The organism is Paenibacillus sp. J22FR5 (assembly GCF_059691975.1).
On sequence record NZ_JCAUAN010000010.1, the window covers coordinates 182,568 to 194,392 of the forward strand.

The following is an 11,825-nucleotide window of genomic DNA, read 5'->3' on the forward strand; positions in this document are numbered from 1 at the left end:
ATTTGGTGAAATTCGGTTGTATTGAAAAGCTAACGGACACAGGAGACGCTATTTAATTGAATTCAAAGAGCTATTAGGTTGATATGCCCAATTAACGTCTATGGTGTCCGTTAGTTCCTGAAAAGAATCAATCTGGCCCAAATAACGTCACTCGTGTCCGTTAGGAGACGAAGACGATCCGTCCTGGCCTATCCCCACCCCAGTCACCTTGAGCCCCATCTACCGGTATACTATACTTGAACCAACACAAGCGACGGCGGTGAGACCATGGACCAATACACAATCTATGAGCAGCAAATGCAGAGGAAGCTCAAGCGATGGGAAATACGGATGCAAAAAGAGCCCAATCTAATCGAGCGAGCCTCGAAATCCGTTCAAAATCGAATCAACCAAGTGATTCCGGAGAAAATCCACAATACGATCACGGCAACGGTCAAAGGGATTGTGCAAACGACCTTGTTCGGTATGAACTACATGCCTTCCTCCGATCCGCTGCGGGGGCTGTCTTTAGCAGACCGAGATGCGAAAGCTGAGGAGCTGCTGTCTCTGTACAAAAAAATCGCCGCCGCCGAGGGAGCAGGTACGGGAGCGGGCGGTATTTTGCTTGGGCTTGCGGATTTCCCAATTCTGATTGGGATCAAGCTGAAGTTCCTTTTTGAATTAGCGCACGTGTATGGCTACTCGACCAACGATTATAGAGAAAGATTGTTTATTCTGTATGTGTTTCAGTTAGCGTTCTCTGGCACGAAGAAGAAGCCAGAGCTGCTTCATACGATTAAGAATTGGCCTGCCATCTCACAGACATTTCCGCCTGCCGCCGACTACATGAAGCAAGTGAATTGGTTGCAGCTGCAGCAGGAGTATCGGGATACGATTGATTTTCGTAAAATGCTTCAGCTCATCCCCGGCATCGGGGTTGTTGTTGGCGCTTGGGCGAACTTTGGCTTGCTCGAGGAGCTCGGCGTGGCGGGCATGAACTGCTATCGGCTGCGTAATTTGCAAGACAAGGCAGCGAAGGGCGATGAGGACGCAAGCCCCGAAGTAAGTAGCTAGGTTAGTTTGGTCTGCTCAATTAGTCCAGTATTCCGCCACGGATGCTCGTCCTATCTTGCTGAAAAATAGTTAAATCATCCGTTATTTTCGTGAAACTCCCGCATACACTATAAGAGAGTCGGTTACCGGCTCATCTTGTGAAGAATTGTGATTATTTTCACAAGCATATATGTGATTTATTTCACAATTGGAGGAGTGTTGAGGCAATGAGCATACCCAAAATCGTAATCCTAGGAGCAGGCTACGGCGGACTTGTCACAGCGATAAGACTGCAGAAGAAGATGAGAAGGAATGAGATGGATGTTACACTGGTCAACAAGCATGATTATCATTACATCACGACCCATTTGCATATGCCGGCTGCCGGTACGGATCATCATGAGAATGCCCGCGTGACCATTTCAGATTTGATTGATGAACGGAAGATTCGTTTCGTGAAGTCGACGGTTCGAGAGATTTTGCCTAATGATAAAAAGATTGTACTGGAAGATGCCACGCTCGACTATGATTATCTCGTGATTGGATTAGGGAGTGAAACGGAAACCTTCGGGATACCAGGGATGCATGAATATGCCATGTCGATCAAAAGCATTAACAGTGTCCGCTTCATTCGGCAGCACATTGAGTATATGTTTGCCAAGTCCAAAATGGCACCGAAGCGCAAGGATTATCTCACCTTCGTCGTTGGCGGCGCGGGGTTCACGGGTACGGAATTTGTTGGTGAGTTGGCTGACCGCATTCCTGTCCTCTGCAAAACGTATGATGTCGATCCAGCGGATGTGCGAATTTACAATGTGGAAGCTTCCCCATCGGCGCTGCCTCCTGGTCTGCCAGAGGATCTGGTCGAATACGGGATGGAAGTGATGCGCCGCAAAGGGGTGCAATATAAGTTGTCGACTGCGATCAAAGCATGTACGCCGGAAGGTGTTATTCTGGGGAATGGCGAGTTCATTCGAGCAGGTACGATTGTGTGGTCAGGGGGGATTCGCGGTAATTCCTTGCTGCAGCAAGCTGGGTTCGATGTACAGCGTGGCCGCGTTAAAGTGGATAGCTGCTTGCGATCGTATCAATTCCCGGATATTTTCATTACGGGTGATTGCTCGATTGTCACGAGTCCAGAGGGTACGCCTTATCCCGCGAATGCGCAGATTGCCGTCCAACAGGGGTATAATGCAGCTCGGAATCTCATCCAGACTGTTCGCGGCAAAGAAATGAAGCCTTTCGTATATGATTTCAAAGGTACGGTAGCCTCCTTAGGTCGAGGGGAGGCCGTTGGTTTACTCAAAGTGAAGAAAGTGAAAGGCCGTTTTGCCTCCCTCATCAAAAAAATGATCGATGCCCGTTATTTATACCTCATCGGCGGCATTCCACTCATTTGGAAGAAAATGATCTGGAAGCAGAAATCCACAACCCGTAATTATCATGTACCGAATTGATGTCTTGTAACGACGAAAAAGCTGAAGTGAGAGGTCCGAAGGACCTGATCTCAATCAGCTTTTTTTATATGATTATTCGGTTACTCTTGTACGAACAACTGCCTTTCCAGCTGTTTTTGCATCCGTCATTGTCGCGGATTCGCGTTTTTTTGAATAGCTCCTGTATAGGAGCGAGCTGCCTATGGTCAGGAGCGCGATAACCGCCATGCCCCAGATCAGATTGTCAAAAGCACGTTCAAGCGGCAAGGATTTCTGCCAGACCAGCGCGCTACCTGAGAGCGCAACGGCGAATGCGCCGCTGAAAAACTGCAGCAATTGGAACAAGCCCATACCGGAGCCGACACGTTCTTTGGTCAATTGCCGAGACAATTCATTGGATACAGCGCTGGACAGTGTCGTGAAGCTGATACTCACTAGGATGTAGAGCGCGGCAATCCAGTAATAAGAATAGCTGGCAGTCAGGGCCAGAAGCACGGTAGACAGTAGCATCAACCATGGCACGTAGCGAAGCAACGCCGTATTCCCGTAGCGGTCAATGATGCGGCCTACACGATTGGACACAAGCATCGCAAGCAGGGCACCTGGGAAGAGCAGCAGTCCCGAAGTCAGCGGAGCTAAGCCGAATACGCGGGCTAGCATCTGAGGCGCAAGAAACAAGAAGCCGAAGCTGATCATATACGAAAATACGCCGATTGCGCTAAGCGCCATATAAGGTCTGTCGCCGAAGAGGGCAGGCAGCACGAATGGTTGAGCGGCTCTTCGGATGCGTAGAGTGAACAAGGCTAGTGCAATCACGCCCGCGAGGAGGGCAATGATACTTTTGGACGTAAGGAAGAGCAACAAACCAGTGGTCCCGATCCCGAGGAGCAGAGCGCCGATGAAATCGAACGAGCCGCTTTCCGCTTTTTCTTTTGGAAGCAGGAAGAGAAATATGGGGATGAGCAGGAGTGTAACGCCTGTAATGACGAACAGGAAATGCCATCCCAAATACTGAACGATGGATCCGCCAGCAACGGGACCGAGCCCTAAACCTAGTGAAGCAGCGGACAGAATGAGCGACATGGCTCTGCCTCTGCGAGACAACGGAATGTAGCGTGTTACGAGTACGATGCCGAGCGATGGGATTGCACCTGCGCCTGAGGCCTGAATCAGCCTAGTTAGGAGTAACGTCCCAAAGCTGTTCGTGAACAGCCCGATGAGGGAGGCGCCGCCGAGCGAAAGCAGAGCAACCACATAGAGCCTGCGAATCGGCACGAAGTCGGACAAGCGGCTGTACGTGATCGAAGAAATGGCGAAAATAATAGAGTACCCAGTGACAATCCACGATGCCGTCGATGGGCTGAGTTCGAATTGGACTGAAATTTTGGGCAAGGCCAGATTGAACATCATCGTGTTCATGATCACAAGTACAATGGTAAAACAGAGCAACCAGGAGACAGGGGTCTCTCTTAAACGGCTAGGCATCTCTGCTTCAACGTACGGTGTTCCTTGGGGTGAAGCAGTTGATGAGGTTGACATGGGGTACACCTTCCGATCTATAACTATAATATATTTCGTTACAGTTTAGCATGGCGAGTAGGGTATGTCAATGAATTGGCCTTTGTTAAAATAATTTGTAGATTGAATATTTATTCTTAAATATGTATTATTATACATAAAGAGCGAGGTGTAATACAATGTCACATGTGATAAGAAACGTAGAAATGAAAGATTTAGAGGCATTGACAGAGCTTATGGATGCCTATATTGTAGGCTTTTATAAGAAGCCTAGGCCAGAGACAGCCAATATTCACTGCCTGATTAGCAACTTACTTGAGAAACAAGGCGGTATTCAGTTTGTAGCCGAAAATGAGGGAGAACTCATCGGCTTTGCGACCCTGTATTTTGCGTGGAGTACGATGAAGGCTAATCCCATTACGATCATGAACGACCTTTTCCTGCTTGAGCCATTTCGGGGGACCGCAGTGGAAGAAGAGCTATTCCGCCAGTGTCAGAGCTATTCCAAGGAAAACGGTTATGCTTACATGTCTTGGATTACGGCGCCGGATAATCATCGGGCACAGCAGTTTTTTGATAAAATGGGTGGAACACGCGCGGATTGGGTGAACTACACCGCCCTCAATGAGATGTTCTGAATGAAATTTCCCTTCATCTAATGAATTGTTTGAGTAGTTAACCAACGATTGAAGAATGCAACTCTTCAATTTCCCCAAAATACCTCGAACCACTACGAGAATGGAAGATAATCAATGAATCAGTTGAATGTAAGCGAATTATTGGGGGATTCGGGTGGTGGAAAAGGGCTTTTTACGTTTTTTCTCTCCTTTACTATGTCCGTAGAAGAGAGTAGTATTCAACACGTACTAGAACAGTTGAATATTTCGCTTAATTTTCTGTTAAGAAAAGCGGGGGAACCACGAGTTTCATGGGGTGAATAATGGTGCTGATACCAAGTACCTTTTAGGGCAGATTTCTCGCGGCCCGAACCCGGCAGCTAACCTCGTAAGCGATCGTGAGAAAGGAGAACATGTGTCTACAAACACAAGGTCAATCCTTGTGTTTTTTTGCGTCAATTTTTAGGTGTAAGTTGAAATTGAGATTAGCCTTAATTGGAGGAACGACCACGAAATGACAAGTGATTCATTGAAAAAAATTGTGTTTGGTAAGCCGCTAAAGTCCAGTGAGCTTGAGTCGGAGAGAATGCAGGTTTGGAAAGCCCTTCCTATTCTATCTTCCGATGCGCTATCCTCGGTAGCCTATGGAACGGAGCAAATTCTGCTAGAGCTCGCAACCGTTGGGATTGCTGCATTTGCGTTCTCCCTGCCGATTGCGGTTTCGATCATCGCGTTGATTCTATTGCTCGTGTTGAGCTATAGACAGGTTATTGAAGCCTACCCAATGGGCGGCGGCGCTTATATGGTTACGAAAGAGAATCTGGGGATGGTTTGGGGACGACTTACAGGTGTCTCATTGCTGATCGATTATACCTTAACCGTGGCCGTTTCGATCTCTGCGGGTGTGCAGGCCATTACGTCGGCCTTTCCTTCTGCCGTACCTTATATTGTTCCACTTACTATTTTACTGGTTTGGATTATGGTCTGGCTTAATTTACGCGGTACTTCCGAATCTGGAACCGTATTCGCGATACCAACTTACTTTTTCATCCTTTGTATCCTTTTGTTAGTCGGTAAGGGCGTCTTCGATTTAATGACGGGCTCACTTAATACGCACGCTATAGAATTTGTACCTAGCTCAGCGACGAACTCATTAACATTATTCGTACTTCTCAAGGCGTTTTCATCCGGTTGTTCAGCTGTAACGGGTATCGAAGCCATTTCCGATGCCGTACCGCATTTCCGAACACCTTCTGTGAAAAATGCAAAACGTACGCTTCTCTCTTTAGGTGTCCTTTTGGCCATCGTGTTCGGTGGTGTAACATTGATCGCCTTAGGCTATGGGATTGCCCCAGATCCTAACGGGCATACATCGGTGCTATCGATGGTGACGGAGCAAGCTTTTGGCCGTGGAGCGATGTACTATGCCACTCAAATCGCGACGATGCTTATTCTGGTGCTTGCTGCCAATACAAGCTTTAATGGCTTCCCCATCTTGGCGTCGATCATGGCTCAAGACAAAAACTTCCCGCGTATGTTCTCTTACCGCGGGGACCGTCTTTCCTACCATTATGGCATCATTACATTAGGCGTATTGGCCAGTCTGCTTTTGATTGGTTTTAAAGGGAAGACCGATGCACTCATTCCACTTTATGCGATTGGCGTATTTCTATCTTTTACATTGGCTCAGAGCGGTTTGGTTCGCAAATGGTTGAAAGAACGTGTAGCCGGCTGGATCGGCAAATTGATCATTAACGGCCTAGGCGGCATTGTCTCCCTTGCAGTTCTAATTGTTTTCTGTATCACCAAATTTAGCGAAGGTGCTTGGATCGTCATTATTGTGACACCGATTCTACTCTGGTTAATAACGAAAATCAGTCACCATTACGATGACGTAGCCAAACAGCTTCGTATTGATATCACGCAAGACCGTGTATGTACCAAAGAACCCGTCATTATCGTACCTGTGGCCGGGATTCATCGGGCTGTAGAGCACACACTGAACTACGCGAAGTCACTTTCACCTAATGTTATCGCCTTCTATGTCTCCTTCTCCGATGAAGATGAGGAAGCGATGCAGGAGAAGTGGCAGATCTGGGATCCAGGCGTTCGACTGGTTGTATTCAAATCACGTTACAGAACGATCCTGAAGCCGCTTGTGGAATTCATTGAACGGATTGACACGCATGTATCTGAGAAGCAATCCATCATGGTCATTCTGCCTCAGTTCATGCCGAAAAAATGGTGGCACCGTCTGCTCCATAATCAGTCAGCGGCACGTATTCGCTCGAAGCTTCAAGCCGATAAGGATATCGTTGTTGCCACGGTACCGTATCATTTACATCAATAGACGTGTACAATAATAGGGAGAACATGTTGACGAGGTGACCCCATTATGGTGAAAAAGAAAGCAAAAATGACGCCAGCACCTGCTAGCGTGCAAGATAAACCAGCGCTACTTAAGGATCTGTTGCGTCCGGAAATTTTGGAAGGACTCAAAGCGCAGGCTGACGCGATGAAAGCGGAAGAGCAAGCGAAGAAGGACGCAGAGAGAGCCAGGGTAGAGGCTGCTCGTAAAGCGGAAGAGAAGCGTTTAGAGAATGATTTTGCCTATCAACTTGAGAAAAGCAAATTAGACTGGCGGAAACACAAATGAGGGGGCGCACGATGTGCCTCCTTTTCTTTTTGAGTGCGACGGTGGTGCTTGCAGGCTGTAAGGCGGAACAGAGTGGAGAGGTCGTAGAAACGGCGGTCGCATCTTCATTAGCAACTGCAACTGTTACACCAATAACCACGCCTGCACCATCTACGATTACACCTGTGAGTACATCGATAACAAAACCAGTTAGCACACCTGCAGAATCGCCAGCAACGACGACATCATCTCCTCCTTCATTAGATCGTCCAGTAAATGAAAAAGCAGATGTTAATGCCATGCCGGCCTTCGCTGCTCTGGAAAAATCACTGATCCAACGATATGCCTCCGTCGTACCAACGAAATGGGGAGAGCGTGTTCTTGGTGTGAAAACAAAGCTGCATACGAATGAGAAAGTGATCGCTCTCACCTTTGATGCCTGCGGCGGGGAAGAGGGCAGCGGCTACGATGAGAAGCTGATTCAGTATTTGATTCAGGAGCACATTCCAGCAACGTTATTTATAAACGGGAGATGGATAGCTGCAAATCCAGTAACTTTTGCTGCGCTGGCTGCGAATCCACTGTTCGAGATCGAAAACCATGGAACTGAGCACCGCCCTTTGTCCGTGACCGGCAAGCTGGCCTATGGTATTGCTGGCACCAAGAACGTCAAAGAAGCCATTCATGAAATGAATGACAATGCGGATCTGATCGAGAAGCTGACGGGAAAAAGACCAACATTTTTCCGCTCGGGTACTGCTTTTTATGATGATGTCGCCGTATCTGTTGCCCATGATCTTGGCTTCGAATTAGCGGGCTATTCGGTGCTAGGTGATGCAGGAGCGACCTATAACACGGAGCAGGTGTTCCATGCGCTAACGAAGGCACCGAGCGGTTCCATCGTCATCGCGCACATGAATCATCCCGAGAAGGATACCGCTGAGGGCGTCATCAAAGCGATTCCTCAATTGCGGCAGGCGGGCTTCCGTTTCGTACAATTAGCTTCTTACCAGGAAGAGTAGGGTGGGAGCTATTTTTTTTACCTTTTTTTCATCTCAAAAAACTCACAAGCTGCCCGGTCATAGTAGGTCAAATCGCTGACACGCGTTTGTACGACGACCGTCGTATCACTGAATCGCAGAACGACCGCATTGGAATCGACGATATGGTCATCTTTAAAGATACGAACAACGCCATGTCGATCGATGACCTCTTGAAAATCTGCATCTGTATGTAACCGTTGATTCCTCGCCATGCTAAATAGTCCCCTAACATCATTGAAATAGTTCTTCATATTGTACCATATTGTGCCCGAATGCCCGAATTTAGACGAACGCCTATGCCCAGCCGAGCATACAATGTAGCACCAATTGCTGCTTGGGCTGAGAGGGTGTGTGTGCAGGATGGATATTCAACTTTTACCGATTCATTGGGTTTATTTAGTGTTCATTGGCTTTATTCTGACGCTTCTTGTTAAACGCAGAGATACGACGATGATTTGTGTGGTGGGTATTTTTACGCTAGGGTTACTAGCAACGGAAACGTTGAGTGGCTCTGTATCGGGTGTGTTTAACAGCTTTATTTTTGCAACCAAAGAGTTGATGGGAACGATTATGATTATCTCGATTATCGTTGCCATGAGTCGCGTCTTAATTCGTACGGGGATCAATGAAACGATGGTTGCACCGCTGACGAAGTTTCTGAGAACGCCAGCATTAGCCTTCTGGGGTATCGGCATCATTATGATGGTGACGTCCTGGTTTTTTTGGCCTTCACCAGCAGTTGCGTTGATTGGTGCCGTGCTTTTACCAGTGGCTGTACGCGTTGGCTTGCCGGCACTCGGTGCCGCTATGGCAATGAACCTTTTCGGACATGGGATTGCTCTCTCTGGTGATTACATTATCCAAGGGGCACCCAAATTGACAGCGGATGCAGCCGGATTGCCAGTGTCCTCCGTTATGGAAGCAAGCATTCCGCTCGTTATTGTGATGGGGTTAGTTACGACAATTACGGCGTTCTGGTTCATGCGGCGCGATATGAAAAATGGCACATGGCGCAGCGGGCTCATCGATACTCGTTTAGAAGAAAGCGGCGGTCTCGTTCCCATAGATGAGCAGGCTAAGGTGCTGATCGTACCGCGGCTGAAACAACTATTGGCTATCGCGATTCCTGTGCTTTTTGCCTTAGATGTCATTGCCATGTTCGTTCTGAATTTGCAAGGTGGCGATGCAACCGCTCTCGTAGGCGGTACAGCTGTATTTATCCTCATCGCGGTAACCTTGATTTCGCATCGGAACGAAGGCCTAGAGAAAATTACCTCTTATTTAATTGAGGGTTTTATTTTTGGGTTCAAAGTCTTCGGACCGGTCATCCCGATTGCCGCGTTCTTCTATTTAGGCGACTCCGCGTTAACGGATCTGTTCGGCAAAATATTGCCAGAGGGTTCACATGGCATCGTGAACGATCTAGGCGTCGCACTCGCAGGCGTCGTACCGCTTAATGGAGCGATTGGCGCGGTGACGCTAACCGTCGTCGGCGCCATTACCGGCCTCGACGGCTCCGGCTTCTCGGGCATATCCTTGGCGGGCTCCATTGCGCAGCTGTTCGCAACCGCCATCGGCTCTGGTGCAGCGGTGCTGACCGCGCTTGGGCAAGTTGCCGCCATCTGGGTCGGCGGCGGAACCTTGATCCCGTGGGCGCTCATTCCGGCAGCAGCCATCTGCGGTGTGAGTCCGTTCGAGCTCGCACGACGGAACCTCAAGCCAGTGCTCATCGGCTTAGCGGTGACGACGATTGTGGCGATGTTTTTGGTGTAGGTAGTGAGAGGGAAGGATCGTCACGGCTGGAGCAGGGGGCACCTCCATGGCGGAGGTGCTCTTTGTTGTGGGCGGGGACAACCTTACGGTGAACCCTGAGGGGGAGGAGTTACAGCTAAAACGAGAATATGGGTTATTAACCACTCCTATTTGGGTAGATAAGGCCAGAATCAGGGAAATAAGAGTGGTAAGCCACTCTTATTTGTGGAGATGAGCTCGAAAGCTAGCTATTTTGTCATCCATATGCCGTTAAGGCTGCCAATTCGGGGGTCTCGTGAAGGTTATCCGCTCATTAAGGCGCCAAGCCTCCTGTGCCGGTAGTCTCATGCCGTCAAGCTAGCTATTTTGCCATCAATCACCATCTTCAGCTACTCTGCCATCATTTCCCTCGTGTACAGCTCCTTTGCTGTCTCCTTCAACTCCAGCGAAACCGCGAAAATCAGCGATATCCCTTCACACGCGACGCATCCATCTCCAATTCCAAGCCAAATGACTAATAGGCACGCCTACGTGGAGTTGCCTACTGCCCATCATTCGCAGTAAGCTTGCATATAGATGATTTAGATGATGGATGACCAAAGGGAGTTGAGACAGATGGAAGCCAAATTTTGCATGAGCTGCGGAGCTGTCATGGAGATACGTGATGTGGATGGAACTCAAAGACGGGCTTGCACGGTGTGCAGCTTTGTTCATTGGGGGAACTACAGCATCGGTGTTGGTGCACTGGTGATGAAGGATGAGAAGATCCTCCTTGTGCGCAGAGCGCAAGAACCAGGGAAGGGACGATGGACGAACCCAGGCGGATATATTGAGCAGCATGAGCTGATTCAGGATACTATTGTGCGTGAAGTCTTGGAAGAATGCGGAGTCGAAGCGTCAGTTTCGCGATTGGTTGCTGTGCGTGACCTGCCAAGAAGCATACATAATGTGTATATCGCTTTCGAAATGTCTTACATCAGCGGTACCCCTCAGCCTGATGGCGTAGAGGTAGATGCAGCAGGCTTCTACAGCCTAGAAGAAATGGCTTCCATGCCAGTGGCCGATTTCACCAAATGGCTCATTGATGTAGCCCTCCATTCCAAAGGGGACGGTCTCGTAGAGGATCGTGAACCCGTCATTCCGATGGCAGGATACGGACTGTACCGCGTACCAAAGGTTAACACGGTATGATCGAAAGAAGCATCGAACTTCGCGGCCACCACTTACTCTGCTTATTAGGTTATAGAGGAATGGGGTATTCCCCAGCGTTTTGCGAAAATATGACGACAGTCTACGAACAGCTGCGCACAGAGCCTGAAACGATGATTCGCGTCGTGCTCGGACCTGATGATTTGTGCGCTGCCTTTCCGAAGGATCAAGATGCGCATTGCGAGAATCGTACCGTGTACCAGCGAGATGCTGAGATTGTTGCCAAGCTAGGCTTGGAGGTCGGCATGGAGCGGACGTGGTCCACGATTTGCGGGCAAGTTGCCCTAGAAATAAAGTCAACAGACATTAGCAATCTCTGTGCAACATGCCGCTGGGAGCCATATGGGGTTTGTGCGGATGGTGTACGCATCATCGGGGAAGGTGGCGTTCTGCCTCCTGTTCCCAAAAAGTAAGAGGACCTGCGTTAAGTGAACTGTAACCCGAAAGATAGACACTTTGAAAAAAAGTGCCCGTCTTTCGGGTTTTTGTGTTTTAATCTAATAACAACTACGAATGAGGTCATATTCATCATGTCTATACGAACAAAATTTACTGCTTCCCAAATACAAAAGTTGAAATTAAA

11 protein-coding genes and 1 riboswitch are annotated in these 11,825 nt (G+C 48.5%); of the genes, 9 read left to right on the forward strand and 2 right to left on the reverse strand.

Features of this window, described 5'->3' with window-relative positions:
* Window positions 1-267: 267 nt before the first annotated feature.
* Both AC58P7_RS15895 and AC58P7_RS15900 read left to right on the forward strand, forming a co-directional pair.
* Window positions 268-1,053, forward strand: coding sequence for an EcsC family protein (locus AC58P7_RS15895; RefSeq protein WP_497344426.1), 786 nt, complete (start codon window positions 268-270; stop codon window positions 1,051-1,053).
* Between the two features lie 206 nt (window positions 1,054-1,259).
* Window positions 1,260-2,489: an NAD(P)/FAD-dependent oxidoreductase gene (locus tag AC58P7_RS15900; protein WP_497344428.1), complete on the forward strand. Its 1,230-nt coding sequence runs from the start codon at window positions 1,260-1,262 to the stop codon at window positions 2,487-2,489.
* A 72-nt stretch (window positions 2,490-2,561) separates the two neighbouring features.
* On the opposite strand, the gene AC58P7_RS15905 is transcribed toward AC58P7_RS15900, so the two are convergent.
* Window positions 2,562-4,007, reverse strand: coding sequence for an MFS transporter (locus tag AC58P7_RS15905; protein ID WP_497344430.1), 1,446 nt, complete (start codon window positions 4,005-4,007; stop codon window positions 2,562-2,564).
* A gap of 158 nt (window positions 4,008-4,165) precedes the next feature.
* Here AC58P7_RS15905 and AC58P7_RS15910 point away from each other — a divergent pair, with 158 nt between their 5' ends.
* The 4 genes from AC58P7_RS15910 to AC58P7_RS15925 all read left to right on the forward strand — a co-directional run bounded on the left by AC58P7_RS15910 (window position 4,166) and on the right by AC58P7_RS15925 (window position 8,260).
* Window positions 4,166-4,624: a GNAT family N-acetyltransferase gene (locus AC58P7_RS15910; RefSeq protein WP_497344432.1), complete on the forward strand. Its 459-nt coding sequence runs from the start codon at window positions 4,166-4,168 to the stop codon at window positions 4,622-4,624.
* Between the two features lie 237 nt (window positions 4,625-4,861).
* Window positions 4,862-5,013: riboswitch (cyclic di-AMP (ydaO/yuaA leader) on the forward strand.
* Window positions 5,014-5,117: 104 nt separating this feature from the next.
* On the forward strand, window positions 5,118-6,953 hold the full coding sequence (locus AC58P7_RS15915; RefSeq protein WP_497344434.1) for an APC family permease: 1,836 nt from the start codon (window positions 5,118-5,120) through the stop codon (window positions 6,951-6,953).
* 45 nt (window positions 6,954-6,998) lie between these two features.
* Window positions 6,999-7,259 carry a YqkE family protein gene (locus AC58P7_RS15920; RefSeq protein ID WP_497344436.1) on the forward strand — a complete coding sequence of 87 codons (261 nt, stop codon included), beginning with the start codon at window positions 6,999-7,001 and terminating at the stop codon, window positions 7,257-7,259.
* Window positions 7,260-7,288: 29 nt separating this feature from the next.
* Window positions 7,289-8,260 (forward strand): polysaccharide deacetylase family protein, encoded by a 972-nt coding sequence (locus AC58P7_RS15925; RefSeq protein ID WP_497344437.1) that lies wholly within the window; start codon window positions 7,289-7,291, stop codon window positions 8,258-8,260.
* Between the two features lie 17 nt (window positions 8,261-8,277).
* Here AC58P7_RS15925 and AC58P7_RS15930 read toward each other — a convergent pair whose 3' ends face one another.
* Window positions 8,278-8,493, reverse strand: coding sequence for a hypothetical protein (locus AC58P7_RS15930; RefSeq protein ID WP_497344439.1), 216 nt, complete (start codon window positions 8,491-8,493; stop codon window positions 8,278-8,280).
* 148 nt (window positions 8,494-8,641) lie between these two features.
* Here AC58P7_RS15930 and AC58P7_RS15935 point away from each other — a divergent pair, with 148 nt between their 5' ends.
* The 3 genes from AC58P7_RS15935 (at window position 8,642) to AC58P7_RS15945 (ending at window position 11,655) form a co-directional block, all read left to right on the forward strand.
* The gene (locus tag AC58P7_RS15935) at window positions 8,642-10,054 is read left to right on the forward strand and encodes a hypothetical protein (RefSeq protein ID WP_497344441.1); all 1,413 of its coding nucleotides are present in this window, start codon (window positions 8,642-8,644) and stop codon (window positions 10,052-10,054) included.
* Window positions 10,055-10,648: 594 nt separating this feature from the next.
* Entirely contained in the window at window positions 10,649-11,224 is a 576-nt protein-coding gene (locus AC58P7_RS15940; RefSeq protein WP_497344443.1) for an NUDIX domain-containing protein, read from the forward strand.
* A 59-nt stretch (window positions 11,225-11,283) separates the two neighbouring features.
* On the forward strand, window positions 11,284-11,655 hold the full coding sequence (locus AC58P7_RS15945; RefSeq protein WP_497344457.1) for a DUF1284 domain-containing protein: 372 nt from the start codon (window positions 11,284-11,286) through the stop codon (window positions 11,653-11,655).
* Window positions 11,656-11,825 lie beyond the last annotated feature (170 nt).